The organism is Enemella evansiae (assembly GCF_002250705.1).
GTDB classification, from domain to species: Bacteria; Actinomycetota; Actinomycetes; order Propionibacteriales; family Propionibacteriaceae; genus Enemella; species Enemella evansiae.
This window is the reverse complement of record NZ_NMVP01000010.1, coordinates 41031-66157: the sequence shown is the minus strand read 5'-3', so window position 1 is coordinate 66157 and position 25127 is coordinate 41031. Positions and strand designations below refer to the sequence as shown.

Genomic DNA, 25127 nt, shown 5'->3' with positions numbered 1-25127 from the left:
CCCGCACCGGGCTACTCGACGGCCTCGAACGGACCATAGATCGAACGGTTTCAGCACCCAGCCGACCACCCCCACCCCATTCTCAGCCCGGAACGGGCGCCCCGCCAGGGGCACAGTGGCTACTCGAGGAACGTGAGAGACGCGGTCGCTGCGCGACCTACTCGAGGACCATGAAGCCGGCGTACCTCACCACTGCCAGGTGTGCGCGACCCGGGCGGCCAGTTCGGTGAGCTCGTCGGCGCCGATGTCGGCCACACTCGGATCGTCGACCAGGGTGGCGCGTGCCTCGCGGACGGCGTACGCGGACTCGATGCCCATGGTGCGCATTTCGCGCGAACCGATCACCATCTCCCCGGCCAGCGCGATGCACGGCGTTCCGGCCAACTCGGCCTGCTCGGCGACGTACCGCATCACTCCCCCGCCCCGGGAGGCGAAGTCGAACCGCGAGGACCCGGTCACCACCAGATCGGCCAGCAGCATGGTCTCGGTGAACCCGTTCGGCGCACCGGCCTCGACCATCCCGACCAACTCGGCGCAGGCCTGCGGGCCGCTCAGGATCCGCCCGCCGAGCGCGGCGACGGCGTAGGCCGCTCCGCCGCAGGCACCGGCACCCGGAACCCCGGACGCCTCCGGATCCGCCAGCGCCGCGAACCGCTCCAGGGTCGCATCGATCGCGAGCATCTCGGCGGCGTCGGTATTGGTCTCCCGTCCGCGCAGCGAGGTGATCCCGCGCAGCCCGAGCAACGGCTGGGTCAGCTCGTCATCCGGTACCACCGCGATCAGCTCGATCCCCGCCAACCGCTCCCGCACCGGATGCAGATCGAGATGGGCGATGCCCGCCATCGCCGCCACACCCTGGTCCAACGGCCGGTCCGCGGTCGCACCCAGCGCCGCCAACAGCCCGGCACCACCGTCGTGGCAACGCAATGTCGCCAGATCGAGCAGCAGCCGATCCGGCCGATCGGGCTGCAGGGCCTGCGCTGCGGCGTACCCGATCCCCACCGACGATCCGTCGACCGGGATCCCGCGCGCACCACCGGCCGGCTCCAGCGGCTCCAGTCCGACCACCCGGGTCCGATCACCGCGGGCCAGCAACCCCACTCCGCCGCCGGCCTCGCCGCTCAACTCGACCTCGCGGCCGATCGTGCTCGCCGCCGCCGACAGGAACTCACCACCGGCCTCGCCGAGCGGGGCGACGGCGAGTTCCGCGGCCGGCTGGGTACGCTGCCAGCCCGCCGCGATCGCAACACCGGCCTCGGCCGCGCTCAGTGTTCCGATCCGGTCGGTGGCCACGAGAATTCGCACCCGGGGAGTCTATTGCCGGCGACTGTCAGCGCGACAGGCGATGATCGCACCATGCGGATCTCGATGACCTTCGACTGCACCGACGCCCGTGCCCAGGCCCGCTTCTGGGCCACCGCCCTCGATTACGAGGAGTCGCCCCCGCCGCAGGGCTGGACGAGTTGGGAGGACTGGCTGCGCGACAACGACGTCCCCGAGGCCGAATGGAATGACGGCGCCGCGATCCGCGATCCCGAGGGGGTACGCCCGGCCATCTCGTTCCTCAAGGTGCCCGAGCCGAAGACCGCGAAGAACCGCATCCATATCGACCTACAGGTCTCCGGCGGCCCGCACCTCGACCAGGCCGTACGCGAGCAGGCGATCCGGGCCAAGACCGACCAACTGCTCGCACTCGGCGCGACGGTCCTGACCGAGGCGATGGGACCGCGCGGGCTCGACCACTACGTGCTCGCCGACCCGGAGGGCAACGAGTTCTGCGTCATCTGAACCGGGTCCGGCCTCAGTAGATCCCGTTCTCCACGAACTGGTACAGCCCGACGCCGAAACCGATCACGATGAACGCCACCGTGATCGGCCAGGTCAACTCCCCGCGGTCGCGCCGGTCGGTGAGCGCCCAGACGCCCGGGCCCAGCGCGCACATCACGCCGCAGGCGAGCAGCACCGGCAGCATCTTCCAGGTGTCCACCGGCCGGCACTGGTAGTCACAGATGACCAGACTGGTCAGCGCGAAGGTGGCCACCCCCGCAACGATCCCGAAGATCCCGGCGAGCACGGGCAGCACTATCCGCGCCCAGCGCGGCGGCATCCAACTCTTGAACAGCGGGACGGCGACGATCAGCAACAGGGTTGCCAGCACCGCACCGGCGGCCGGAATCGCCAGCGGCGCGGTGTCCGGCGCCCCGATCATCGACAGGAACCAGGTCACCGTGTTGCCGACGCCGAAGAGCCCGACCAGGGCGCACACCGCCGACAACACCAACCAACCGGCGCCCAGCCGTTTCAGCTTCGGTGCCACTCAGATCCGCTCAGGCGTCGGCGCGGCCCGGGATCAAGCCCTCGGAACTCCCGCTGTCGGCCAGCCAGCCCTTGACGTCGTCCAGGGTGGCTTCCTCGTCCGGGACGATCAGGTCCGAATCCTCCAGCGAGTCGTCCGGCAGCTCCTGACCGAGCTTGCGGATGGTCTGGATCAGCGAGTTCAGGGCGGCCGTGAGCGCCTCCTGATCGTCGGCGTCGACGGCCTGCTCGACCTTGTCGTCGCACTCGTTCAGTTCCGCCAGGTGGTCATCGGTGAGCCGGAACTGTCCCTCGTTCAGCACCCGGATGATCACCGCTGACCCTCCCCGCCGGGCTGGCCCTGGGTCGGGTACGCCTGGAACGGCTCCTGCTGCTGGGGCTGCTGCCCCTGGCCCTGCGGAATCGCCTGCCCCTGCGGGATCGCCTGCCCCTGCTGGGTCGGCTGGCCCTGCTGGGCCTGCTGCCCGGGACCCTGGCCGATCGCCTGCCGCTGGTCGGCGCCGCCGGTACCGAGCTGCGCCTTCATCTGCTCCAACTCGCTCTCCACGTCCGAGGTCGACGACAGCGCCTCGAGCTCGCGGGTGAGGTCGTCCTGGGTGGAACCGGCCGCGTCGTCGAGCACGCCGGAGGCGAGCAGCTCGTCCATCGCGCCCGCGCGCGCCTGCATCTGGGCGGTCTTGTCCTCGGCCCGCTGGATCGCCAGGCCCACATCGCCCATCTCCTCGCCGATGCCGGAGAAGGCCTCGTTGATCCGGGTCTGCGCCTCGGCGGCCGAGTAGGTCGCCTTGATGGTCTCCTTGCGGGTCCGGAAGGCGTCGACCTTGGCCTGCAGACGCTGCGAGGCCTTGACCAGCTTCTCCTCCTCGCCCTGCAACTGGGCGTGCTGGGTCTGCAGGTCACCGAGCTGGGTCTGCAGGCCCGACTTGCGGGTCAGCGCCTCCCGCGCCAGATCCTCGCGGCCGACGCCGAGCGCCTTCTGCGCCTGCCCGTTCAGCTTGTCGATCTGGGTGTTCAGCTGGTTCGCCTGCAGTTCGACGCGCTTGCGGCTGGTCGCCACATCGGCCACGCCCCGGCGTACCTTCTGCAACAGCTCCAACTGGCGCTGATAGGAGTAGTCAAGGGTCTCGCGGGGGTCCTCTACCTTGTCCAGTGCCTTGTCTGCCTTGGCACGGAACACGGTGGACATCCGCTGGAAAAATCCGCTCATCTGGGGCCCGGTCCTTCCGATTCCGAACGCGTACTGCGCTCCAGCCTAGGCGCTCGCAGGTAACCATGGCAGCCCGGGCACGCGTTCGATTCGAAATCCGGGGGCGTCCGATGAGAGAATCGGGGTTCACCCCGAGCCACGGTGGCCGGGGGTCGAGGTGCGCGAGGTTGTCCATGGGTCTGTTCTCTTCCCGGAAGACCGAAAAGTCGGCGTCGGTGGTCAGCGACCCCGAGCCGGTCGTCAACGAGCCCCGCCCGCGCGGCCCGCGGAAGAAGGACGCCCCCACCCCGACCCGCAAGCAGGCCGAGGCCGCCCGGATGAACCGGGTCAACCCGCAGGTGTCCCGCAAGGAGGCCAAGCGCAAGGCCGCGGCCGCCAACCGGGAACGCCGGATGGCCGCGATGGAGGCCCGCGATTCCACCCCGGAGAAGCAGTTGATGCGCGACATGGTCGACTCCCGCTGGAATCTCGGCGAGTTCCTGCTGCCGGCGATGGTGCTGATGCTGGCGCTGAGCTTCATGCAGGAGGTCTACCGGTCGATGTCGACGATCGCGCTGGTCGCGATGTACGGCTTCCTGGCGATCGTGCTGCTCGATCTTTTCCTGCTCTGGCGGCGGTACAAGAAGATCCTCGCCGAACGGCATCCCGGGGTCAGCCCGAAGGGCAAGGGCCTGATGATGTACGGCTTCAACCGTTCCATCCAGATGCGCCGGCTGCGGATGCCGAAGCCGACCATCGAGCGCGGCGAGAAGTTCTGACCCATGGCGATCCCGTACCTGCATCCCGGCGCCCAGTTCTCCTACCAGGGCAACCCCTACACCGTGGCCGGCACCGTCTGGCTGAACGAGGACGGCGACACCTGGACCGAGCACAAGGCCACCGGGGGCCCGCAACCGATATGGTTCACCGTCGAGGACGACGAGGTGACCCGCTGGACCCAGCGCCCGGACCTGGCGAGCACGCTCACCCCCGGCGCCCGGACGGTTACCGCCGACGACGGCACGTTCCGCCTCGAGGAGTCCGGTACCGCCGACTACACCGCGCAGGGCGATACCGACACCAACCCCGCCGGCACGGTGGAGTACCACGACTACTCCTCCCCCGACGGCGCCCGGCTCAGCTTCGAGCGCTTCGACGGCCGGCCGTGGGAGGTCGCGACCGGCCGGCCGGTACGCCCCGAGGAGTTCGGCAGCCTGCGCTGAGGCGTACGCCCCCGCTTGCGCCGATCAGATCGGCGTCGAGGCCAGCACCGGCATCGTCGGGGTCCGCGAGCCGCCGGCCGGTTCCATCGTGATGGCCACCGCGGCGGCGCCGTTGGGATCGCCCTGCATCCAGATCCGGCCGTCGGCACCGAACGTGGCGTCCGGGACCGGCGCACCGTCCTTCATCAGCCACAGCTGGTACGCCCGACCCTGCGGTGGGGCGGAGAGTGAACCGGCCAGGAACATGGCCTGACCGCGGGAGCGGGAGACCACCACGCTGCCCCGGCCGCCGTCGGGCAGCTGCACCGGGCGGACCACCGCATCGGGTGCGGTCAGCAGGTCGGCCTCACGCTGCGCCTGGGCCGCGCGTACGCTCGCCTGCTGCTGGGCAGCGAGCTGCTGGTTGATCGCCCAGCCACCGGCGATCACCGCCACCAGCGCGGCTGCCGCGGCGACCACTCGCCAGCCCCAGGGGGAACGGCGCGCGCTGCTGCGTACCGGTTCGCTCGGCGGCAGCGGGCGGATCTCCCGGGCCCGGGCGAGCACCTGGTCACGCAGCGCCGGCGGCGGCGGGGTCGCGGTCAGCCGGGACACCTCTGCCAGGCTCTCGCGCAGCTCGGCGACCTCGGCCCGGCAGTCCGGGCAGGATGCCAGGTGCCGCTCGAACTGCTGGCGTTCGAGGTCGGTCAGTGCGTCCAGCAGGTACCCCCCGAGCAGGCCGTGCAGATCGGCCGGGATGCGTTCGTCAGTCATGGTCCCCCCTCAACACATCGCGCAGGCGGGTCAGCCCATCGCGCATCCGGGACTTCACGGTGCCCAGTGGTACCTCGAGCAGGCTGGCCACCTGCTGTTGCGTGTAGCCCCCGTAGTAGGCCAGCTGCAGGGCCTCGCGTTGCAATCCGGTCAACTCGTCCATCCCCCGGCGGACCCGCTCGGATTCCAGCGAGGACTCGGCCTGCTGCCAGGTCTGGTCGCGCTCGGTCTCCAGCTCCTCGGCCGCCCAGCGGCTGTCGCGTTGCCGCTCCCGCTCCACCGAGCGGACCCGGTCCACCGCCCGGCGGTGCGCCAGCGTGGTCAGCCAGGCCCACACGCTGCCGCGCTCGGGCCGGTACCGCGCCGAGGTCTGCCAGACCTCGAGGTAGACCTCCTGGGTCACCTCCGCGGCCAGGTCCGGTGCCCGGACGACCCGGAGCACCAACCCGTACACCCGCGCCGAGGTCAGGTCGTAGAACTCCGCGAAGGCCCCGTCGTCACCGCGGGCACAACGCCCGAGCAGGTCGGCGGGTCTGTCGACAGAGCCCGGGACGGGGCGCAGTACGCCCCGCCCCGGTTCCGGATGCTGCATGGTCACCAGTGTCCCCGATCAGCTGGGCAGCAGCACCTGGTCAATGATGTAGACCGTCGCATTCGCGGTCTGCACGTTGCCACAGACGACCGTGGCCTTGTCGTTCACCTTGAAGTTGGTGCCCGATCCGGTCACCTTGACCTTCTGACCCGTGTTGAGGGTCTGGTGCTCACCGGCGAGCTGGTTCGGCGCCAGTTTTCCTTGCACCACGTGCATCGTGAGCACATCGGTGAGCAACTTCTTGTCGCCCATGGCCTTCTGCAGGGTGGCCTGGTCCATCGCCTTGAACGCGTCGTTGGTCGGCGCGAAGACGGTGATGTCCTTGGCATTGTTCAAGGTGTCGACCAGGCCCGCCTGACCGACCGCGGAGACCAGGGTGGACAGCACCGGGTTGTTGCTGGCCGCGGTGGCCACCGGATCCTTGCTCATCCCGTCGAAGGAGCCCTTGCCGTCCTTGGGGACCGCCGAGCAGGCCGAACCGAAGGCCGCGGTCGCGGCGCCACCGCCGGACGCGCTCGCGCTCGCCGACGACGCGGCGGACGAGCTGGCCGAGGACGCGGTGGAGGCGGGCGCCGAGCTCGCCGCCGGCTGGGAGCTGGCGCCACCGCCGGCCGCGGGGGTGGAGCTGCTGCCGCTCATCCCGCCGCTGCAGGCCGCCAGGCCGACGGTCAGGGTGAGCGCGCCGCCGGCCACGGCGGCCCGGCGGATGAGGGCGGTGCGGCTGATGCTGCGCAGGTGCTTCGACATGGTGTCGTTCCTCTCGGGTCGTTGACGTCGTGTCACAGCTGGTTCGACGCCGTGGCCGGTTCGGATTGCCGTGCTGGCAGAAAATCTTTCGGATCTCTGCCCGCCCGGCCGAGGAACTACTGCGCGGTGAACTGGATGGTGTGCCAGCCGGTGGCCCCACCGGGGAAGACCCGGCGGCGCTGGCTGGGTTGGGTGGCACCGGTGCCGTCGGTGGCCCGGACGCTGGCGCTGTGCCGGCCCGGGGCCCCGTGATAAGGGAACCACCACTGCCGCCACTGGTCGATGCCCGCGTCGTCGGCCAGTCGGGCCTCCTGCCAGGGACCGTCGTCGATCTGCACCTCGACCTTGGCGATGCCGCGATGCTGCGCCCAGGCCACCCCGGCGAGCAGCCGCTTGTCCCCGCCGATCGTGCCCAGCGACTGCGGCACGTCGATCCGGGACTGGGTGAGCACCGCGGCCTGCTCGTCCCAGCCGCGTTCGGTCCAGTACGCCGGCTTTCCCCAGGTGGTGAACTCCAGTCGGGCCAGCCATTTGGTCGCCGAGACGTAGCCGAACAGCCCCGGTACCACCATCCGCGCCGGGAAACCGTTCTTCTCCGGCAGCACCTCACCGTTCATCCCGACCGCGACCATCGCGTCGCGGCCGTCGCTGACAGCGGCGTACGGGGTCGAGCAGGTGTACCCGCCGTCGCGGCTGTGGCTGAACACCTGCTGGGTGGCGGGATCGACACCGGCCAGCTCGATCAGGTGGGAGAACGGTACGCCGAGCCAGCGGGCGTTGCCGACGTACGGCCCGCCGACCTCGTTGGAGACGCAGGCGAGCGTGATCGTGCGCTCGATCATCGGCAGTTCCAGCAACTGCGGATAGCTGAGCCGCAACGGGTTGCGCACCATGCCGTCGATCACCAGCTCCCAGTCGCCCGGGTCGATCCGCGGGGTGACCAGGGCGATGTCGACGCGGTAGAAGTCCGGGATCGGGGTGACGAACGGCGGCAGCACCGGCACCTGGGCGCCGGCCGGGATCGGCGGGGCGGGCGAGGTCGGGGCCGGCAGCGAGACCGGCGTCCGCGGCGTACTCGTCCGCCCGCCGACCAGCCCGCCGGCCACCGCCAGCGCCCCCAGGCCGGCCACGCCGAGCAGGGTCCGCCGGTCGGTGCGCACCAGCGCCTCGGGTTCCGCCCGGTCGACCGGGCCGGTCGGCTCGGGATCGCCGGCGGCGGGCGGGCGGGTCAGCAGGTGCAGCGCCAGCATGCCGACGACGATGGTCGCCACCCCGGGCAGGAACCGCTCCACCCCACCGGGCCGGCCGGCCGCGGCGGCCAGCCCGAGGATGCCGAGCAGCGCGATCCCGGCCAGGGCCAGCCCGCGCCGGGTCCAGGCGATCAGGCCGATCACCGCGGCGAGGATCGCGATCACCACGATCATTCCGCCGATCAGCACCGCCTTGTCCGCGGTACCGAAGGTGGCGACCGCGAACTCCTTCACCGGCGTGGGCGCCAGATCGATCGCGGCGCCGCCGACCGCGACCAGCGGGGAGGAGGCCGACCCGGTGAGGGCGGCGAGCGCGTGCCCCACGCCGAGGCCGGCGGCGGCGCTGGCGATCCCGGCCAGTGCCCGCAGCCAGGCCGGCGGCCTGGTCTGGCGCCGGGTGTCGAGCCGTTCCATGGTCGTGTCCATACTCCATCTTCGTCCCCACTGGCCGTTCGGATGGGTCGAGAGCTCCGGAGAGCTAGAGTCGATTCCATGTGGCACTGGAAGAGCGATGGTGGCGAGATCAACCAGGACTTCGCCGATCAGGCCGCGGCCGAGGAGTGGCTGACCGCGCACTATGAGGACCTGCTCGATGAGGGGATCCTCTGCGTCACCCTGTGCGAGGGCGACCGGGAGGTCTACGGGCCGATGTCGCTCGAGCCGGCCTGAGGCGTACGCCCCGGCGGGTCAGCGGACCCGGAGCCGGCCGGCGCTCCACAGGTACGCCCGTGACGCGATCTGGCCGCGGCTGGCACGGTAGGCCTCGGCCACCCGGCTGTCCAGTTCGCGCGCCTGCTCGGCGACCGCCTGCGGGGTGATCGGCAGCAGCCACAGCTCCCGCGAGCTCGGTACGCCGATGAACACGTCGGCGTTCTCCGCCAGCCCGACGCCGCGCAGCAGTCCGGGCACATCCAGCAGCCGGGACGCGGTGTAGAGATCACCGGAGACCAGCACCGCCAGATGCGGGCCCCAGCGTTCCGGTTGCACCGAGACCGGTTCGGCCAGTGTCGCCGGCAGGGCCGCCACCCCGATCCGTTCCAGATCGTTGCCGCCGGGCACCCCCTCGGCCGCCAGCCGGTCGCCGAGCACCGACACCTGGCTGCTGGTCAGCCGGGTCGCCGAGTCGGCGGTGTCGTGCACCGGATAGACGATCAACTCGGCGGGGCCCGGCAGCGTACCGTCCCGGGGCAGCAGGTCGGGATGGGTGATCCGCAACCGCACCTGCCCGATCGGCGGCACCTCCCCGGCGAGCAGCCGCTGCTCGCGGGCGAACAGATCCGCCAGCACCCGATCGGCCGCGGCCTCCGGCGGACCGGAGATGCTCAGCGCCTGCCGGGCGGCGTAGGCCAGATCGGCCAGTCGCTGCGCCAGTCCCGAATCGAGCACCAGATACTGGTCCCGCTCGATCCGATAGCGGCGGCCGTGCCGCTGCAGCGCCGCCAGCACCCATCCGACGGCCTCATCGCCCGGCTCCTGCACCGCGTCCCCCACCCATCCGCCCTCTCGGTCAGTCGCCGCGTACGCCGGGGGTGACGAACGGCGGCTTCACGATCTCGAAGTCCTCGGTGCGATTGCGCACCTGCACCCGGACCGGATCGCCCGCGGAAAGTTTCGCATCGATCAGGGCCAGTCCGATACCGGTACCCAGGGTCGGCGAGTGGGTGCCGGAGGTGACCTCACCGACCTCGGCGCCCTCGGCGTCCAGCACCGACATGTGCGGCCGCGGGATCGCCCGGCCCACGGCCCTGATCCCCCACAGCCGGCGTGTCGGCCCGGCCTCCTTCTCCGCCCGCAGCACCTCGTGCCCGCGGAAGGACGGCTTCTGCCAACCGATCGCCCAACCCAACCGGGCCTGCACCGGCGAGATCTCGGGCGAGATGTCCTGACCGTGCAGCGGGTAACCCATCTCGGTACGCAGCGTGTCCCGCGCGCCGAGCCCGCAGGGGCGTACCCCGAGATCGGCACCGGCCTGCATCAGCCGCTGCCAGAGCGCGGGCGCGTCGGCGGCCGCACAGACCAGTTCGTAACCGCGTTCGCCGGTGTAACCGGTGCGGCAGACGGTCAGTGCCGCACCATCCAGTTCGGCGGTGGCGAAGGACATGTAGTCGTGCCCGGTGGGCAGGCCGAGCAGTTCGAGCAGCTCGTCGGACTTCGGGCCCTGGACCGCGAGCACGGCGTGGTCGTCGTGCTGATCGGTGATCTCGACACCGTCGGGCGCGCCCTCGGCGAGCACCCGGACCACCTCGGCGGTGTTCGCGGCGTTCGGGATCAGGAAGACATGATCGTCGCCGAAGCGGTAGGCGATCAGGTCGTCGACGACCCCACCGGTGGGGGTGCAGAGCAGGGTGTACTGGGCCTTGCCGGCGCCGATCCGGTCCAGGTCGTTGCTCAGCTGGGTGTTCAGGTACGCCGCCGCGCCCGGTCCGCGAACGGTCGCCTTGCCCAGGTGGGACACATCGAAGACGCCGACCGCCTGCCGGACCGCGTTGTGCTCGGCGACCACGCCACCACCGGCGTACTGCAACGGCATCGACCAGCCGCCGAACTCGGCGAACTTGGCACCGGCGTCGACGTGCTGCTGGTGCAGCGGGGAGTGCTTCAGGGCGTCGTTCATGACCCTGACCCTAGTGCCCGCGATACCGTGACCCGGCAACCGATGATCGAGTTCGTTCGAGGAGTAACCGTGGTCAACCCTGTCCTGCCCCAGCTCAATGCCGCGAAGGCGATGCCCGCCGACACCCAGGTGCTGGTGATCGGGCTGACCGGTGACGGGGACGCCCCGCGGCTGGTCGGGCTGCCGGTCGAGGTCGGCAAGGCGTATGCGAAGCGGTTCGGTGCGGAGCTGGCGACCACCCTGGTCGAGCTGAAGGCAAGCACGAAGGTGGGCAGCACCACCGTGGTACCGCTGGGCGCCGGGCTGCGCGTGGTCGCGGTCGGCCTGGGCAAGGACGGCGAGGCCACCCCGGGCGTGTTGCGCCGCGCCGCCGGTGCGGCGGCCCGCGCGGCGGTCGGCCTGGGCGAGGGCGTACGCCTGGCGGTGGCGCTGCCCACCGAGGAGCCGGAGCAGCTGAAGGCGGTCGCCGAGGGCAGTGTGCTCGGCCAGTACGCCTGGGCGCCGATCTCGGCGAAGGCCGAGGAGCGCACCGCGCCGCGGATCACCCTGCTCACCCCGCGCGCCGACAAGGCCACCAAGGACGCGCTGACCGCGGTCGGCGCGATCACCTGGGCGCAGCTCGTCGCCCGGGACTGGGTGAACCTGCCGGCGAATCTGCTCTACCCGGAGACCTTCGCCGCCGAGGCCAAGGAGCTGTTCGCCGGCAGCAAGGTCTCGGTCGAGGTGCTCGATGACCAGCAGTTGGCCGCCAAGGGTTACGGCGGGCTGACCGCGGTCGGCGGCGGGTCCTCGCACACCCCGCGGCTGGTCCGGCTGAGCTATGCCCCGCGCGGCGCGAAGGCGCATCTGGTGCTGGTCGGCAAGGGCATCACATTCGACTCCGGCGGCCTGAACCTGAAGCCCGGCGACTCGATGTACACGATGAAGTGCGACATGGGCGGCGCCGCCGCGGTGTTCGCCGCGGTCCGCGCGATCGCCGATCTCGGGCTGAAGGTGAAGGTCACCGCGTACGGTTGCCTGGCCGAGAACCTGCCCTCGGACACCGCCTACCGGCCCTCGGACGTGCTCACCATCTACGGCGGTACCACGGTCGAGAACTACAACACCGACGCCGAAGGCCGGCTGGTGATGGCCGACGGGCTGGCCCGCAGCAACGAGGACGACCCGGATCTGGTGGTCGACGTGGCCACCCTGACCGGGGCCGCGATGGTCGCCCTGGGCGGCAAGATCTACGGCGTCTTCTCCGACTCCGACGAGGTCGCCGACCGCTTGCTCGGCGCCGCCGAGACCGCCGGTGAGGACGCCTGGCGGCTGCCGATGGGCGAATGGTCGGCCGAACCGCTGGAGTCCAAGGTCGCCGATCTGCGCTCGGGTGGGCAGCGCATGGGCGGCGCCTCGGTGGCGGCCTCCTTCCTGCGCCGCTTCGTCGACGAGGGCACCGACTGGGGCCACCTGGACATCGCCGGCGTCGGCTTCAACGAGGGCGCGCCGAGCGGCGAGGTGCCCGCCGGCGGTACCGGGGTGGGCGTGCGCACCCTGGTCGAGCTGGCCCGCTCGATGCAGTCCTGACCCAACGTCGATGACCGTCCTGATCGACCCGCCGCTGTGGCCGGCGCACCAGACGGTGTTCTCGCATCTGGTCTCGGACACCTCGCTGGCGGAGTTGCACGAGGTGGCCGAGGCCGCGGGGTTGCCGCCGCGGGCCTTCGATCGGGATCACTACGACGTGCCCGAACCGAAGTACGCCGACTGTGTCGCGGCGGGTGCGGTGGCGGTGTCTGCGCGGGAGCTGGTGACCGCGCTGCGGGCGAGCGGGCTGCGGCGTACCAAGGCGGTGGTGAAGGCGGAAACCCAGGCCCGCAAGGAAAAGTTGCTGGCCCGGTGGCCGCTGGCGGGTTCTTCGGAGGTGGCGGCCGAGCTGCTGGATCGCTGGTCGGCGCGTGGACGGTACTACCACGATCTGGGGCATCTCGAACACTGCTTGGATTCGCTGGCCCTGGTCGCCAGTCCGGGTGGCGCCGGGCCGGTGGTCGAGTCGGCGATCTGGTTCCATGACGCGGTGTACGCCGGCCGCGCCGGTGCCGACGAGGAGGACTCGGCCCGGCTCGCCGAGACCCGGCTGGCCGGCCTGCTGCCCGATGCCGAGGTGGCGGAGGTGGCGCGGTTGGTACGCCTCACCGCCGGCCACTCCCCCGCGGCCGGTGATCAGCGCGGGGAACTGTTGTGTGATGCGGATCTGGCGATCCTGGGAGCCGACCCCGGGCGGTACGAGACCTATCGCCGCGACGTCCGCCGGGAGTACGCCGACCTCCCGCTCCCCGACTTCCGGAAGGGCCGGGCACAGGTGCTGGAGCATCTGCTCGCCCTCGACCCGCTCTACCGCACCGAGGCCGGCGCCCAGCTCTGGAGCGCGGCGGCCCGCTGGAACCTCAGCGCCGAGCTCGCGTCGCTCGGGAACGTCGGCTGAGCGAGCGAACGAAGCCACCCGGCAAAGAAGTTATCCACAGATTTCGGAATTCCCTTCCTGAACCGCGAATCCGACCCAGAACTGTCAGACCCGATCTGTTGAATGGCGGGTATGGATGGCAGTGCGGCTACCTTCGTCGAGACCGTGGAGACGGTCGACGAACTGCTGCGCCGACTCCTCGACGAAAGTGATGACCGGCTGCTCACGGACGAACAACGACTGCACGTCGCCGAGGTCAACGAGCGGATCGCCGCCCGCCTCCATGCGCACTCCACCCGTACCCTGGCCAGCATCGACGCCCATGAGGCGACCCGGCACGTGCATGGGGTCCGGACCACCACCTGGATGCGGGAACGCCATGGATACGCGGCAAATCAGGCCGCCGGGGCGCTGCGAGAAGCCATCCGCACCAGCAACGCACCGATCGTGTGGCAGGCACTGGCCAGGGCGACCATCTCGTCCCGGCAGGCCACGGCGATCCTGGAGTCGCTGCAACACCTGCCACCGGACCTCGCACCGCAGCAGGAGATCGCAGCGCAGCAGACGATGATCGACCAGGCCCAACGGTGGGATCCGACCGAACTGCGGGAACTGGGCAATCGTCCCGTTGAGGTCGTCGACCCCGATCACGCCGACGCCCTGCTGGAACGCCGCCTCGAGCAAGAAGAACAGGCCGCCCGTCGCAACCGGGGCCTCCACCTGCATCACGACGGCCACGGCACCACCCGGATCAAGGGCCAGTTGCCGTGCGCTGACGGCGAGAACCTCACCGCCCTGCTGGATTCGCTGGCCGACCGACATCGCGATGACGAGCCACCATTGTGTGGCTCATCGTGCACCGGCCCCTCCTGCGGGCTCTGCGGCGGTCGACCCTCGCGTGCGATGCGGCGCGCCGACGCACTGATCGAACTCGCGCAGGCGTATGCCGATTCTCGGCACGCACCGTCGCGCGGCAACGACCGCGCGCGGGTGAATGTGACCGTCGACCTCGACGCTCTGGTCCGGGGCATCGGCTGCACCGACACCACGGCAGGTCCGATGTCCGCACAGCAGCTCCGTCTGCTGGCCTGCGACGCCGAGATCATCCCCATCGTCCTCAACGGCTTCGGCATCCCCTTGGATGTCGGCCAACTGCACCGGTTCTTCGAAGGCGAACTCCGCGCCGCGCTGATCGCCCGCGACGGTGGCTGCATCTTCCCGGGCTGCGACCAGCCTGCCCGCCGCTGCGAGGCGCACCACATTCGACCCTGGTGGCTGCACGGGCCGACGAGTCTGGACAACGGCGTGCTGCTCTGCCCACACCATCACGCTCTGGTCGAACCATCGCGGCAACGACTGCACAACGAGAACCGGTGGGAGGTCCGCCTCGATCCGGGTGATCGGCTCCCGGAGTTCCTGCCACCACGGGCATTGGACCGAAACCGCCGGCCCCGCCGCCATCTGCGGCACCGCCTCCGCACCAGACCGTCCGGTGGCGACGACCGAGAACCGTCGAGCTGAACCAGTCCTCGATAGGTTGAACCGTGCTCGAGTTCGTCCTGTTCTGCATCCCGGCCCTGATCTACGTGCTGGTGGTGTCGCGGAAACCGGATGAGACGGCCCGCTCGGCATTCGACCGTGCCGGTGGGACCTGGGGCCCGGCATCGGGTTACGGATGGGCGTTGGCGATACTGCCGCCGCTCCTGCTCACCGCCTGGCTGGCGATCGTGCTGATCCCCGCCGAGGTGCTGCAGACACCGGGGGTGACGATCGCCCGACTGACCTCGGTCACCGCGGTGATCGGGGTCATTCTCCGCGCCGTCGGCGAGGAGGTCTTCTTCCGCGGACTGCTCGGCGGCGTACTCATCCGGCGGCTCGGTTTCACACTGGGCAACACGGTGCAGGCGATCGTCTTCCTCCTACCGCACCTGCCGTTGCTGCTGATCGACGTACGGACCTGGCCGATCCTGCCGGTCCAGTTCGCCACCGGCTGGCTGCTCGGCTGGCTGCGCAACAGGACCGGCAGCTTCGTTCCCGGTGCGATCGTGCACACCGTGGCCAACGTCGCGGCCGGGCTCATCGTGCTGCTCTGACCGATTCTTGGGGTCACTGCCACTAACCCGACTCCACCTCTCGACACGGCCGCAGGCGGCCTACTCGAGGTACGTGATGTGACTAGCGCCAGTCGGTGATGACGTTCTGCACGGCGAGCACGTCGGCGTGGATGTCCTCGGGTGAGCGGGGCTGGGTGACCGGGTGGGCCTTGATCGCCTGCAACGGTTCGGTGGCCCGGCCGAAGGCCTCGCGCGCCCGGCGTACCTGCGGATGCCAGCAGGCGCCGAGCACCAGATAACCGAGGGTGGCGACGGCCTGGAACATCTCCAGATAGGGCCGCACCCGCTTCGGTTCGTCGGCGAGCGACTGGTTCACCTGCTGCTCCAGCTCGAGCAGCTCGTAGTAGAGGTGCCGCCGGTTCATCCGGGCCGCTGCGCTCGCGTACCGGCTCTCCGCCAGATCCCGCATCACCGACTCGGTGGCCAGGATGCAGCGCCGGGCATGCGCCCGGGCGAACAGCAGCGCCGTCCCGCGGCCGACCAGCCAGAGCACCAGCAGCGCGACCGCCACCGCGAGCACGGTGTCCAGCCCCCGTTCGCTCATCGCCGAGACCCCACCGGCCCAGCCACCACCGGCGGCCGCGATGGTCAGCGCCAACGGGGTGATGAACACCACCGCCGCCGCATAGTTGCGCAGGATCAGCAGCTCCACCACGACCTGCAGGCAGAACAGCAGCAGTGCCAGCCACACCCCGCCCGGCTGCCACCACAGCACCAGCCCGAACAGGCCCAGTCCGAGCACGGTGCCGAGCAGCCGCTGCAGCCCGCGGACCGTCTGGGCATGCCGGGTACCGCCCTGGTGCAGCACCAGGGTCGCGAACGCCACGGCCCAATAGGGATGGGAAGCACCGACGAGCATCGCCAACACCCCGGCGAGCAGGGTCGCCAACCCGACCCGCGCGCCCATCAGCCAGACCTCGGAGGGTCCACGGCCACCGGTCCGCACCAGGTAGGTCGGGTCCGGGCGCCCCAGCGAGGAATCGCGCAGCTGCTCGGATTCGAAGTCGGGCTCGAAGACCGCGGCCTCGGCCGAGGACTCCTCGCCCTCCACGCTGCCCCAGGGCTGGGCCTCGCTCCCGCCCAGGGCAGGGTCGACCAATGCCGCGCTGCGCCGGGTGTAGCGGGTCTGCAGGATGCCGATCCGTTCGAACACCTCCTCGGCGGCCGGCGACAGCGGCCGCTCCCCCACGCTGTCCCGGAAGGTGGTCCAGGCGTGGTGCAGCGCCCGGGAGGCGGCCGGGCGGACCTGGCGGATCTCCTCGGGCTCAGCCTGCTCGAACCGGGCCACCGCCTCCTCGGCGGCCGCCACCGCCTGCCGCTCGGGGCGATGCGGATACCAGATCAGGTCGATCATCCCGATCAGCACCGCGGCCGCACCGCCGGCCGCGGTCAGCCCGACGAGCTGACCGAGCGGAACCCCACTGGAGGCCAGATAACCCGACACCCCGCACACCAGCACGAAGAAGTACGAGCCCGGCGGCGGCACCTTGAGCAGCGCACAGGCCACCGCGGCCAACGCGGCCAACGGCACCATCACCACCAGCAGGGCCACCGGATGGCCGGCGGTCACACCCCCCAGCAGCGCGGAGAGCATCAGCCCGATCGCCGCGAAGGACATCAGCCGGAACCGGAACCGGCCGGGTGTCTGCGGCCCGTAGAGCACCGCGAAGGCCCCCAGGCTCATCACCAGTCCGATTTCGGTACGCCCCAGCAGGGCGGCCACGAAAACCGGGCCGGCCACCGCGAGTGCTGTCTTCAGGGCCGCCGGCCAACGCCGGGAGACCCTCTGGAACCGCAGAACGGCGCGCGCATGCGAGCCTGGTGACACCTGAACCTCCATTCACCCCGGGGCCATTGTGCCGGAAGTCCTACCGAGCTTCAGTTCGCGACCACCCGGCGGTCATTCGGCGGGGCCTGCGATGATGCGGCCCATGACTTCCAACTATGACGTCGTGGTGCTGGGTGCCGGCAGCGGCGGGTACGCCACCGCGCTGCGCGCCGCCCAACTCGGCCTCTCGGTCGCCCTGGTCGAGAAGGACAAACTGGGTGGCACCTGCCTGCACCGGGGTTGCATCCCGACGAAAGCCTGGCTGCACGCCGCCGAACTCGCCGACCAGACCCGGGAGAGCGAACAGTTCGGGATCCGGGCCAGCCTGGACGGGGTCGATGCCGCCGGTGTCCGACGTTACTCCGACGGTGTGGTCGACCGCTTGTTCAAGGGCCTCACCGGCCTGCTCGACCAGCCCGCGATCGATGTCGTCGTCGGCGACGGGGTGCTCACCCCGGACGGCGTGCAGGTCGGTGAGCAGCTGCTGAGCGGCCGCTACACCGTCCTCGCCAGCGGCTCCTATTCCCGCACCCTGGGCCTGCCGGTGGACGGGGAACGGATCCTGACCAGCGAGCACGCGCTGCGCCTCGACGAGCTGCCGAAGTCGGCGATCGTGCTCGGCGGCGGCGTGATCGGTGTCGAGTTCGCCTCCGCCTGGCGCTCCCTCGGGGTCGAGGTGACCGTCGTCGAGGCGCTGGACCGGCTGGTACCGGCCGAGGACCCGGAGGTCTCCAAGACCCTGGCCCGGGCGTTCCGCAAACGCGGCATCACCGCTGTCACCGGAACCCCGATGGCCTCCGCCGAGGTCGTCGACGGTGGCGTACGACTGACCCTGGAGAACGGGGAGACCCACCAGGCCGAGGTGCTGCTGGTCGCCGTCGGCCGCGGGCCGAACTCGGCCGGACTGGGCTATGCGGAGTCCGGGGTACGCCTGGAGCGGGACTTCGTGACCACCGACGAGCGGCTGCGGACCAGCCGGGAGAACACCTATGCCGTCGGTGATCTGGTCGCGGGTCTCCAGCTGGCGCACCGTGGGTTCGCACACGGCATCTTCGTCGCCGAGGACATCGGGTACGCCGAGGGCAAGCTGGATCGTGCCCCGGTCCCGGTGCAGGATCTGCAGATCCCGAAGGTCACCTACTGCGATCCGGAGATCGCCTCGGTCGGGCACACCGAGGAATCGGCTCGGGAGGCCTTCGGCGAGGTGCAGAGCTACAGCTACAACCTGGGCGGCAACGGCCGCTCGCAGATCCTCAAGACGGCCGGTTTCGTGAAGGTGATCCGGCGTCCCGGTGCGGAAGTGGTGGGAATCACCATGATCGGCGCCCGGGTCGGCGAGCTCGTCGGCGAGGCCCAGCTGATCACCGCCTGGGGGGCGTACCCCGAGGAGGTCGCCGAACTGATCCACGCCCACCCGACCCAGAACGAAGCCATCGGCGAGGCGCACCTGGCGCTCGCCGGCAAACCCCTCCATGCCCACGCCTGACTTCTGGCGGGTGGGCTCGCCTGACGCCGGCGTGGGGTCGGGGCTAGGCTGACCACTGCAACTGAACTTTGACCAAGGAGCCTCGTACTCATCATGTCGACCGATGTAACCCTTCCCGCACTGGGCGAAAGCGTCACCGAAGGCACCGTCTCCCGCTGGCTCAAGCAGGTCGGCGATCAGGTGGAGACCGACGAGGCCCTGCTCGAGATCTCCACCGACAAGGTGGACACCGAGATCCCCAGCCCGACCAGCGGTGTGCTGCTCGAGATCAAGGTGGACGAGGACGAGACCGTCGAGGTCGGTGCCGTGCTCGCGGTGATCGGTGAGGAGGGCGAGTCGGCCGGCTCCGATTCCGGTTCCGACGACCAGTCCGCCGACGACGACTCCGCCGATGAGGAGCCGGAGTCCGAGCCGCAGCGCGCCGCCGATGAGGACAATGACCCGACCGCCGACGAGGCCGCGGAGACCGGAGAGCAGGCCCGCAAGGAGGCCGAGTCCGACGACCAGGCGACCGCGGCCGAGCAGCCGAAGCCGACCGGTGGTACCAACAAGTCCGACTCCGGCACCGAGGTGACGCTGCCCGCGCTGGGCGAGTCGGTCACCGAGGGCACCATCTCCCGCTGGCTCAAGCAGGAGGGTGACCAGGTCGAGGTCGACGAGGCACTGGTGGAGATCTCCACCGACAAGGTCGACACCGAGATCCCCTCCCCGGTCGCCGGCACCCTGCTGTCGATCAAGGCCGGTGAGGACGAGACCGTCGAGGTCGGTGCCGTGCTCGCGATCATCGGCGACGAAGGCGCCGACGGCGGGTCCGATGCGGGCGAGTCGGATGCGGGCAAGCCCGCCTCGTCGGCCAGCGCGCCGGCCGGCGAGGGTGCCGCCGAGGACGCCACCGACACCCAGGCGGACGATCACGACGCGCAGAGCGTCTCCGGCATCGAGGACCAGACCGAGGCCGGTGACGAGGGTGGTCAGGAGCCGATCCCGGCACCGGAGACCGACGACGAGCCGAAGCAGGAGTCCAAGCCCGAGCCCAAGCAGGAGCAGAAGCCCGAGCCCAAGCAGGAGTCCAAGCCCGAGCCGAAGCAGGAATCCAAGCCGGAGCCGAAGCAGCAGGAGACCGCCGCACCGAAGGCCGCCCCGCGCAGCCAGGGGGACGACTCGGCGTACGTGACGCCGCTGGTCCGCAAGCTGGCCGCCGAGCACGATGTGGACCTGTCCAGCCTGAAGGGCACCGGGGTCGGTGGCCGGATCCGCAAGCAGGACGTGCTGGCCGCCGCCGAGGAGGCCAAGAAGGCCGCCGCCGCTCCGGCCGAGGCCGAGGCTCCCGCGGCCGCCGCCGCACCGAGCGGGCAGACCTCCGCCGAGGCCGACGCCAAGCGCGGTACCACCGAGAAGCTGTCCCGGATGCGGCAGACCATCGCCAAGCGGATGGTGGAGTCGCTGCAGGTCTCGGCCCAGCTGACCGCGACCGTGGAGGTCGACCTGACCCTGATCTCCCGGATCCGGGCCCAGGTCAAGGACGACTTCAAGAAGCGCAACGGCGCCTCGCTGTCCTACCTGCCGTTCATCACCAAGGCCGCGGTGGAGGCGCTCCGCCAGCACCCGAAGGTGAACGCGACCATCGACACCGAGGCCGGCACGGTCACCTACTCCGATGTCGAGAACATCGGCATCGCGGTGGACACCGAGCGCGGGCTGATGGTGCCGGTGATCGCCGATGCGGGTGATCTCAACATCGGCGGGCTGGCCAAGAAGATCGCCGATCTGGCCAACCGCACCCGGACCGGCAAGGTGACCCCCGACGACCTGACCGGTGGCACCTTCACGATCACCAACTACGGGTCGGCGGGCACCCTGTTCGACACCCCGATCATCAACCAGCCGCAGGTCGCGATCCTGGGCACCGGTGCGCTGGTGAAGCGGCCGATGGTGATGACCGACAAGAACCTGGGTGAGACGATCGCGGTGCGCGACATGATGTACCTCTCGCTCACCTACGACCACCGACTGGTCGACGGCGCGGACGCCGCCCGTTACCTGTCGACGGTCAAGGAGCGGCTGGAGGAGGGTGACTTCGGGGCCGAGTTCGGTCTCTGAGTTTCAACCCGGACAAGAAAAACCCAGACAGAGAAGGGCCGGTACGCCGAGGCGTACCGGCCCTTCGTCCGTTCCGATAGCGCAGCGGTTATCGGTCGGGCCGGGCAAGGTCTTGGTGCTGCCCGTTGCGGATGTCGCACGCTGGCGCCATGGATTCCTCAGTTGAGAACACAGGCTCTGATTCGCACCCCAGCACGACTGCGGTGACCCGTCGCCGGGTCCTCGCCGGCATCGGTCTCGGCGCTGCTGCGGCCACCTCCGGTATCGCCGGCATCCGGCCCGCAGCAGCTGCGCCGGGCACCGCAAGGGACGCCGGCCGGATCGGCGCGCTGATCGCTGACCTGGAACGACGCCATGACGTCCGGATCGGCCTGTCCGCGGCCGCGTTGACCGGCCCGTACCGCGGCCGTCGCCTGGACCACCGCGCCGACGAGCGCTTCCTGATGCTGTCGGTGTTCAAGGCGATCGCCGCCGCAGCGGTGCTGGACGGCCGGTTGATCACCCCCGATCCGAAGGTCCTCGACCGGCCGGTGTTCCTGCCGCCGGAGGCCATCTGCGAGGGCCCGACCTGGTTCGCCGAGCAGATCGCGGCCCGCCGCGCACCCTCGGTGGCCGAGGTCTGCCGGGCGGCGATCCAGCTCAGCGATTCGACCGCCGCGAACGCGCTGATGTCGCTCACCGGCGGGCCCGCCTCGATCACCCGGTTCGCCCGCGACAACGGCGACACCATCACCCAGCTCACCGAATGGGAACCGGAACTGAACACACCCAATGGCGACCGCAACACCACCAGCCCGCGCGCGATCGGTGCGCTGTTCGCCGCGATGATCGTCGGCCGTGCGCTGCGCACCTCGGCCCGGCGTCGCCTCACCGACTGGATGCTCGGGAACCAGACCAGCGACCAGCGGTTCCGGGCCGGCCTGCCGGCGGGCTGGACACTCGCCGACAAGACCGGTTCCGGGATCGATGCCACCGCCAACGACGTCGGCATCGCGTTCGACCCGGCCGGCAACGCCTACCAGCTCGCGGTGCTGACCAGCTCACCGCGCCCCGACACCGAGCGGGTCAACGAGATCTTCGCGATCCTGGCGCGGGAGTCGCTGGCCGAGCTGACCCGCTGAGGACTTGGCTTCGACTCGCTGGCGCTCGCTCAACCGGCGTCCGTGGACTCAGTCGGTGGCGGTGCTCTTCTTGATGCCGTAGATCAGGTCGACGTAGGCCTCGTGCCGGGCGATCCAGCCCTTGATGAACGGGCAGATCGGCAGCACCTTGCGGGTGCCCTCGGCGCGCACGTCGTCGAGGGCGAACCGGGCCAGCGCCGAACCGATACCCCGGCCCTCGAACTTCGGCTCCACCTCGGTGTGGGTGAACACCACCAGTTCGTCGGTCAGCTGGTATTCGGCGAAGCCGGCGAGCTCACCGTCCAGGGTTGCTTCGTAGCGCTTCTTCTCGGGGTTGTTGCGGACTTCGACATCGGCCATCTGGGGCTCCTTCTGCTGTGTGGGTTGAAAATATGGGGGAACTGGGGTGGCTTCGTCTCGCTCGTGCCTCGCTCGCTCAACCAACGTGGACTAGCCACCGACGCGGCCGCGGCGGTTGCGGGGGCGGAGCCGGACGGTGGGCAGCGGGGGTGCGGGGATCCGTGATTCCGGGCCCTCGTATCCGGGCACCTCGCCGAAGCGTTCCGAGTGCAGTTCGTATTCCTCGCGGGCCGCGACGACCTCCTCGTGGGTGCGGCCGATCAGGTTCCACCACATCACGATCTCCTCGGTGAAGGGGGTACCGCCCAACAGCGCGACCCGCGCCGGCTCGGAGCCGACCTGCAGGCGTACCGAATCCGGCCCGGGGTCGATGCAGCCCAGATCGGCCGGACCGAGCTGCTGCCCGGCGACGGTGAGCGTGCCGCTGTCGACCAGGAAGGCGTGCTCGAAACCCGGGTCCAGGGTCAGCTCGAACTCCGCACCCGGCGCCAGCCGCAGTTCCGCGCCGAGCAGCGGGGTCTGGGTGCGGACCGGGGAGGCCGCCACCCCGGGCAGCTCGCCGATGAACACCAGCGCGGTCCCGGCCCCGTCGGCCAGTTCGGTCTCGGTCGGCACGTGGTGCTGGAAGTCCCGGGCCATCTCGCGGTCCACCTCCGGCAGCGCGACCCACAGCTGCAGCCCGTGCAGGGTGCTGGTCGCCGGGGTGGACACCTCCGAGTGCGCGATCCCGCGGCCGCTGGTCATCAGGTTGACCTCGCCGGGGCGAACCATCGCATGCACTCCGTTGGAGTCGCGGTGCTCGATCTCCCCGGCGAACAGCCAGGACACCGTCTGCAGCCCGGTGTGCGGATGCGGTGGCACGTCCATCCCGTCGCGGCTGGCATCGACCACCCGGGTCGGGCCGTAGTGGTCGACGAAGCACCAGGCGCCGATGAACGAGCGGTCCCGGTGCGGCAGGGTACGCCGGACCTCCAGTGCCCGGACGCCGCCGAGCGGCACTTCGCGCCCGCGGAGCACCTGGACGGTGGTCTGGCTCGTCGATTCGGTCATCGGAGTTCCTCCTCCTCGGTGGGTACGCCGATCCGTCCGAGCAGGGCGGTCAGCGTGACCAGGTCGTCGTCGGTCAGCCCGGCGAAGGCCCGGCGGATGGTTGCATTGTTGGTGCGGGCCGCCTCGCGACGCAGCACCCGGCCGGTATCGGTGAGCGCGATCAGCACCCCGCGATCGTCGTCGTGGGCACGGGTGCGGGTCAGATACCCACGCGCGCTCAGCCGATCCACGAGCCGGGTCAGCGCACTGCCGCTGAGCAGCACCCGGCCGGCCAGTTCGCGATGCCGGCAGGTCTCGTTCGGGCCCAGGTTGATCAGCACATCGAACTCGGTGACCGAGAGCCCGTGCCGGGCCTGCAATCGGCGACCCAGCTCACCGAGCAGGTCGGCGTACACCTCGAGCAGCGCCCGCCAGACCGGGACGGCGGCGCTGCGGCGGGTCAGTTCGGCCTGCATCAGCTGTTGTCGAACTGGACGCCCTCGGCCTTGTCGAGCTGCTGTTTGCGCGGGAAGTACCAGTTCATCACCTTGCGCAGGTTGTCCGACTCCTCGCGGGCCCAGTTGCGCATCAGCTCCGAGCCGAAGGAGATCGCGGTCACCGGCTGGGCGCCGGCGGCGACCACGCGCTCGATGGCCCGGTTGTGGGAGACGGTGCTGATCCCGCCGATCGCGTCGATGACCGGGTAGACCTCGTAACCCTCGGCGAGCATGTCGAGGGTCGGGAAGGTCATGCAGACCTCGGTCCACAAGCCGGCGATCACCACCTTCTTGCGGCCGGTCTGCTCGATGGCGGCGCGGAAGTCGGCGTCCTCCCAGGAGTTCACCCCGGTGCGGTCGATCTCGGGTACGCCGGGCAGCTCGTCGCGGATCAGTTGCGCGGTGCCCTCGTTGACTCCGAGGTCGACGCCGACGGTGGAGAGCACCACCGGTACGCCGTAGGAGGTCGCCAGTCGGCAGAGGGCCACCACATTGAGATCGATCCGCTCCCGGGAGGTCGAGGTGATCGTGTGGTACTGCTCGGGCTGGTAGTCGATCAGCGTGAGCACGCAGTTCTCGGGCGTCAGCAGGTGATCGCTGGCCTGATCGCGTACCGGCTCCATCTCGGTCTTGGCCATCGCTGGGCTCCTCTCGACAAGTCGATGCACGTGCAACTATTCCGGTCCATCCGGCACAGCACAACCCCCATCCGCTGCGGGCGTACACTCGCAGACATGCTCGATTTCCAGTGGTTGGGACACATCGACTACACCGAGGCGTGGGACCTGCAGCGCACGCTGCACGCCCAGGTCTCCGCGGGTGAGCGCGGCGATGTGGCGCTGCTGCTGGAACATCCGCCGGTCTACACCGCCGGGCGGCGCACCCAACCCGAGCACCGGCCGGTCGACGGCACCCCGGTCGTCGACGTGGACCGCGGTGGGTTGATCACCTGGCACGGGCCCGGTCAGCTGGTGGGGTACCCGATCGTGAAACTGCCGGAGGACATCGGTGTGGTCGACTACATCCGCCGGGTCGAGGAGGCGCTGATCCGCTACCTGGCCTCGGTCGGCATCGAGACCGGCCGGGTCGCCGGGCGGGCCGGTGTCTGGTTGGCCGCCGACGAGCGCGGTGAGGAACGCAAGATCGGTCAGATCGGGGTACGCGTGGCGCACAAGACCTCGATGCACGGTTTCGCGCTGAACGTGGACCCGGACATGACCTGGTTCGACCGGATCGTGCCCTGCGGGATCACCGATGCCGGTGTCACCTCGATGGCCCGCGAACTCGGCGACGGCTGGTCCGGTATCGAAGGCGTCCGCCGCGCCGCCGACGGGATCACCCCGTTCCTCGCCGAACTGCTGTCCTGGCAGGATTTCGAGCGCACCCCCGACATCGCCCGCGCCACCCCCACCGACCAGGTGCAGTACGGTCTCACCGTCTGACCCTTCGACTCGTCGCTGCGCGT

27 protein-coding genes are annotated in these 25127 nt (G+C 70.3%); 12 read left to right on the top strand and 15 right to left on the bottom strand.

All coding sequences use genetic code 11. The features are described from left to right. Window positions 1-186: 186 nt before the first annotated feature. A complete protein-coding gene (locus tag BI335_RS08315; RefSeq protein WP_094430235.1) occupies window positions 187-1305 on the bottom strand; it encodes a glycerate kinase in 1119 nt (372 codons plus the stop codon). Between the two features lie 51 nt (window positions 1306-1356). Between BI335_RS08315 and BI335_RS08310 the strand changes: the two genes are divergently transcribed. After that, on the top strand, window positions 1357-1788 hold the full coding sequence (locus tag BI335_RS08310) for a VOC family protein (RefSeq protein WP_229119500.1): 432 nt from the start codon (window positions 1357-1359) through the stop codon (window positions 1786-1788). A gap of 13 nt (window positions 1789-1801) precedes the next feature. Here BI335_RS08310 and BI335_RS08305 read toward each other — a convergent pair whose 3' ends face one another. Genes BI335_RS08305 through BI335_RS08295 form a run of 3 tightly spaced genes read right to left on the bottom strand, consistent with a single transcriptional unit; the run spans window position 1802 to window position 3523 of the window. Next, window positions 1802-2317 carry a hypothetical protein gene (locus BI335_RS08305; RefSeq protein WP_094430233.1) on the bottom strand — a complete coding sequence of 172 codons (516 nt, stop codon included), beginning with the start codon at window positions 2315-2317 and terminating at the stop codon, window positions 1802-1804. 10 nt (window positions 2318-2327) lie between these two features. Beyond that, window positions 2328-2630, bottom strand: a complete 303-nt coding sequence (pspAA, locus tag BI335_RS08300) for a PspA-associated protein PspAA (RefSeq protein WP_094430231.1) — start codon at window positions 2628-2630, stop codon at window positions 2328-2330. Continuing rightward, complete coding sequence (locus tag BI335_RS08295; protein WP_094430229.1) at window positions 2627-3523, bottom strand: PspA/IM30 family protein; 897 nt, start codon at window positions 3521-3523, stop codon at window positions 2627-2629. The genes pspAA and BI335_RS08295 overlap by 4 nt, the downstream gene beginning before the upstream one ends. Before the next feature lie 173 nt (window positions 3524-3696). Here BI335_RS08295 and BI335_RS08290 point away from each other — a divergent pair, with 173 nt between their 5' ends. Then, window positions 3697-4281, top strand: a complete 585-nt coding sequence (locus tag BI335_RS08290; protein ID WP_172421789.1) for a DUF3043 domain-containing protein — start codon at window positions 3697-3699, stop codon at window positions 4279-4281. A 3-nt stretch (window positions 4282-4284) separates the two neighbouring features. Continuing rightward, window positions 4285-4725 (top strand): DUF4178 domain-containing protein, encoded by a 441-nt coding sequence (locus BI335_RS08285; RefSeq protein ID WP_094430224.1) that lies wholly within the window; start codon window positions 4285-4287, stop codon window positions 4723-4725. 24 nt (window positions 4726-4749) lie between these two features. Here the strand turns inward: BI335_RS08285 and BI335_RS08280 are convergent, their stop codons facing one another. The 4 genes from BI335_RS08280 to BI335_RS08265 form a co-directional block, all read right to left on the bottom strand. Next, complete coding sequence (locus BI335_RS08280) at window positions 4750-5478, bottom strand: anti-sigma factor (RefSeq protein WP_094430221.1); 729 nt, start codon at window positions 5476-5478, stop codon at window positions 4750-4752. Beyond that, window positions 5471-6070 carry an ECF RNA polymerase sigma factor SigK gene (gene sigK, locus BI335_RS08275; RefSeq protein ID WP_094430242.1) on the bottom strand — a complete coding sequence of 200 codons (600 nt, stop codon included), beginning with the start codon at window positions 6068-6070 and terminating at the stop codon, window positions 5471-5473. Before sigK ends, BI335_RS08280 begins: the two co-directional genes overlap by 8 nt. An 18-nt stretch (window positions 6071-6088) precedes the next feature. Further along, on the bottom strand, window positions 6089-6817 hold the full coding sequence (locus BI335_RS08270) for a fasciclin domain-containing protein (protein ID WP_094430218.1): 729 nt from the start codon (window positions 6815-6817) through the stop codon (window positions 6089-6091). Window positions 6818-6933: 116 nt separating this feature from the next. Beyond that, complete coding sequence (locus BI335_RS08265) at window positions 6934-8493, bottom strand: molybdopterin-dependent oxidoreductase (protein ID WP_229119499.1); 1560 nt, start codon at window positions 8491-8493, stop codon at window positions 6934-6936. Between the two features lie 66 nt (window positions 8494-8559). Here BI335_RS08265 and BI335_RS21370 point away from each other — a divergent pair, with 66 nt between their 5' ends. Next, window positions 8560-8736: a hypothetical protein gene (locus tag BI335_RS21370; protein WP_166646875.1), complete on the top strand. Its 177-nt coding sequence runs from the start codon at window positions 8560-8562 to the stop codon at window positions 8734-8736. 18 nt (window positions 8737-8754) lie between these two features. Here the strand turns inward: BI335_RS21370 and BI335_RS08260 are convergent, their stop codons facing one another. Next, complete coding sequence (locus tag BI335_RS08260) at window positions 8755-9558, bottom strand: hypothetical protein (RefSeq protein WP_094430216.1); 804 nt, start codon at window positions 9556-9558, stop codon at window positions 8755-8757. A gap of 16 nt (window positions 9559-9574) precedes the next feature. Continuing rightward, window positions 9575-10681: a glycine cleavage system aminomethyltransferase GcvT gene (gene gcvT, locus BI335_RS08255; protein ID WP_094430214.1), complete on the bottom strand. Its 1107-nt coding sequence runs from the start codon at window positions 10679-10681 to the stop codon at window positions 9575-9577. Between the two features lie 42 nt (window positions 10682-10723). Between gcvT and BI335_RS08250 the strand changes: the two genes are divergently transcribed. The 4 genes from BI335_RS08250 (at window position 10724) to BI335_RS08235 (ending at window position 15220) form a co-directional block, all read left to right on the top strand. Next, window positions 10724-12250 carry a leucyl aminopeptidase gene (locus tag BI335_RS08250; protein ID WP_094430237.1) on the top strand — a complete coding sequence of 509 codons (1527 nt, stop codon included), beginning with the start codon at window positions 10724-10726 and terminating at the stop codon, window positions 12248-12250. A gap of 10 nt (window positions 12251-12260) precedes the next feature. Further along, complete coding sequence (locus tag BI335_RS08245) at window positions 12261-13148, top strand: DUF4031 domain-containing protein (RefSeq protein WP_094430211.1); 888 nt, start codon at window positions 12261-12263, stop codon at window positions 13146-13148. Between the two features lie 111 nt (window positions 13149-13259). After that, the gene (locus BI335_RS08240; RefSeq protein ID WP_172421788.1) at window positions 13260-14648 is read left to right on the top strand and encodes an HNH endonuclease signature motif containing protein; all 1389 of its coding nucleotides are present in this window, start codon (window positions 13260-13262) and stop codon (window positions 14646-14648) included. Window positions 14649-14671: 23 nt separating this feature from the next. Then, a complete protein-coding gene (locus tag BI335_RS08235; protein WP_094430207.1) occupies window positions 14672-15220 on the top strand; it encodes a CPBP family intramembrane glutamic endopeptidase in 549 nt (182 codons plus the stop codon). Window positions 15221-15302: 82 nt separating this feature from the next. On the opposite strand, the gene BI335_RS08230 is transcribed toward BI335_RS08235, so the two are convergent. Then, window positions 15303-16982 (bottom strand): FUSC family protein, encoded by a 1680-nt coding sequence (locus BI335_RS08230; RefSeq protein ID WP_094430205.1) that lies wholly within the window; start codon window positions 16980-16982, stop codon window positions 15303-15305. A 190-nt stretch (window positions 16983-17172) separates the two neighbouring features. Between BI335_RS08230 and lpdA the strand changes: the two genes are divergently transcribed. From lpdA to bla, 3 genes are all read left to right on the top strand, one after another. Next, on the top strand, window positions 17173-18555 hold the full coding sequence (gene lpdA, locus BI335_RS08225) for a dihydrolipoyl dehydrogenase (protein ID WP_094356465.1): 1383 nt from the start codon (window positions 17173-17175) through the stop codon (window positions 18553-18555). 93 nt (window positions 18556-18648) lie between these two features. Further along, on the top strand, window positions 18649-20655 hold the full coding sequence (gene sucB, locus BI335_RS08220) for a 2-oxoglutarate dehydrogenase, E2 component, dihydrolipoamide succinyltransferase (RefSeq protein WP_094430204.1): 2007 nt from the start codon (window positions 18649-18651) through the stop codon (window positions 20653-20655). A gap of 203 nt (window positions 20656-20858) precedes the next feature. After that, complete coding sequence (gene bla, locus BI335_RS08215; protein WP_172421787.1) at window positions 20859-21776, top strand: class A beta-lactamase; 918 nt, start codon at window positions 20859-20861, stop codon at window positions 21774-21776. Window positions 21777-21824: 48 nt separating this feature from the next. On the opposite strand, the gene BI335_RS08210 is transcribed toward bla, so the two are convergent. From BI335_RS08210 to BI335_RS08195, 4 genes are all read right to left on the bottom strand, one after another. Continuing rightward, complete coding sequence (locus BI335_RS08210) at window positions 21825-22136, bottom strand: GNAT family N-acetyltransferase (RefSeq protein ID WP_094356462.1); 312 nt, start codon at window positions 22134-22136, stop codon at window positions 21825-21827. A 90-nt stretch (window positions 22137-22226) separates the two neighbouring features. Further along, window positions 22227-23186, bottom strand: a complete 960-nt coding sequence (locus BI335_RS08205) for a pirin family protein (protein WP_094430200.1) — start codon at window positions 23184-23186, stop codon at window positions 22227-22229. Next, on the bottom strand, window positions 23183-23641 hold the full coding sequence (locus BI335_RS08200) for a MarR family winged helix-turn-helix transcriptional regulator (protein ID WP_094356460.1): 459 nt from the start codon (window positions 23639-23641) through the stop codon (window positions 23183-23185). The genes BI335_RS08205 and BI335_RS08200 overlap by 4 nt, the downstream gene beginning before the upstream one ends. Then, window positions 23641-24300 carry an isochorismatase family protein gene (locus BI335_RS08195; protein WP_094403394.1) on the bottom strand — a complete coding sequence of 220 codons (660 nt, stop codon included), beginning with the start codon at window positions 24298-24300 and terminating at the stop codon, window positions 23641-23643. Before BI335_RS08195 ends, BI335_RS08200 begins: the two co-directional genes overlap by 1 nt. A 96-nt stretch (window positions 24301-24396) precedes the next feature. Between BI335_RS08195 and lipB the strand changes: the two genes are divergently transcribed. Further along, a complete protein-coding gene (lipB, locus tag BI335_RS08190; protein WP_208109378.1) occupies window positions 24397-25104 on the top strand; it encodes a lipoyl(octanoyl) transferase LipB in 708 nt (235 codons plus the stop codon). Window positions 25105-25127: the final 23 nt, after the last annotated feature.

What these genes read in the sequence shown, in the direction of transcription:
- BI335_RS08270 (WP_094430218.1), bottom strand. Translation starts at nt 6,817, where the DNA reads ATGTCGAAGCACCTGCGCAGCATCAGCCGCACCGCCCTCATCCGCCGG.
- lipB (WP_208109378.1), top strand. Translation starts at nt 24,397, where the DNA reads ATGCTCGATTTCCAGTGGTTGGGACACATCGACTACACCGAGGCGTGG.
- BI335_RS08240 (WP_172421788.1), top strand. Translation starts at nt 13,260, where the DNA reads ATGGATGGCAGTGCGGCTACCTTCGTCGAGACCGTGGAGACGGTCGAC.
- BI335_RS08245 (WP_094430211.1), top strand. Translation starts at nt 12,261, where the DNA reads ATGACCGTCCTGATCGACCCGCCGCTGTGGCCGGCGCACCAGACGGTG.
- sigK (WP_094430242.1), bottom strand. Translation starts at nt 6,070, where the DNA reads ATGCAGCATCCGGAACCGGGGCGGGGCGTACTGCGCCCCGTCCCGGGC.
- gcvT (WP_094430214.1), bottom strand. Translation starts at nt 10,681, where the DNA reads ATGAACGACGCCCTGAAGCACTCCCCGCTGCACCAGCAGCACGTCGAC.
- BI335_RS08210 (WP_094356462.1), bottom strand. Translation starts at nt 22,136, where the DNA reads ATGGCCGATGTCGAAGTCCGCAACAACCCCGAGAAGAAGCGCTACGAA.
- BI335_RS08200 (WP_094356460.1), bottom strand. Translation starts at nt 23,641, where the DNA reads ATGCAGGCCGAACTGACCCGCCGCAGCGCCGCCGTCCCGGTCTGGCGG.
- lpdA (WP_094356465.1), top strand. Translation starts at nt 17,173, where the DNA reads ATGACTTCCAACTATGACGTCGTGGTGCTGGGTGCCGGCAGCGGCGGG.
- BI335_RS21370 (WP_166646875.1), top strand. Translation starts at nt 8,560, where the DNA reads ATGTGGCACTGGAAGAGCGATGGTGGCGAGATCAACCAGGACTTCGCC.
- BI335_RS08285 (WP_094430224.1), top strand. Translation starts at nt 4,285, where the DNA reads ATGGCGATCCCGTACCTGCATCCCGGCGCCCAGTTCTCCTACCAGGGC.
- BI335_RS08250 (WP_094430237.1), top strand. Translation starts at nt 10,724, where the DNA reads ATGATCGAGTTCGTTCGAGGAGTAACCGTGGTCAACCCTGTCCTGCCC.
- BI335_RS08290 (WP_172421789.1), top strand. Translation starts at nt 3,697, where the DNA reads ATGGGTCTGTTCTCTTCCCGGAAGACCGAAAAGTCGGCGTCGGTGGTC.
- BI335_RS08195 (WP_094403394.1), bottom strand. Translation starts at nt 24,300, where the DNA reads ATGGCCAAGACCGAGATGGAGCCGGTACGCGATCAGGCCAGCGATCAC.
- BI335_RS08310 (WP_229119500.1), top strand. Translation starts at nt 1,357, where the DNA reads ATGCGGATCTCGATGACCTTCGACTGCACCGACGCCCGTGCCCAGGCC.
- BI335_RS08295 (WP_094430229.1), bottom strand. Translation starts at nt 3,523, where the DNA reads ATGAGCGGATTTTTCCAGCGGATGTCCACCGTGTTCCGTGCCAAGGCA.
- BI335_RS08205 (WP_094430200.1), bottom strand. Translation starts at nt 23,186, where the DNA reads ATGACCGAATCGACGAGCCAGACCACCGTCCAGGTGCTCCGCGGGCGC.
- BI335_RS08265 (WP_229119499.1), bottom strand. Translation starts at nt 8,493, where the DNA reads ATGGACACGACCATGGAACGGCTCGACACCCGGCGCCAGACCAGGCCG.
- sucB (WP_094430204.1), top strand. Translation starts at nt 18,649, where the DNA reads ATGTCGACCGATGTAACCCTTCCCGCACTGGGCGAAAGCGTCACCGAA.
- BI335_RS08280 (WP_094430221.1), bottom strand. Translation starts at nt 5,478, where the DNA reads ATGACTGACGAACGCATCCCGGCCGATCTGCACGGCCTGCTCGGGGGG.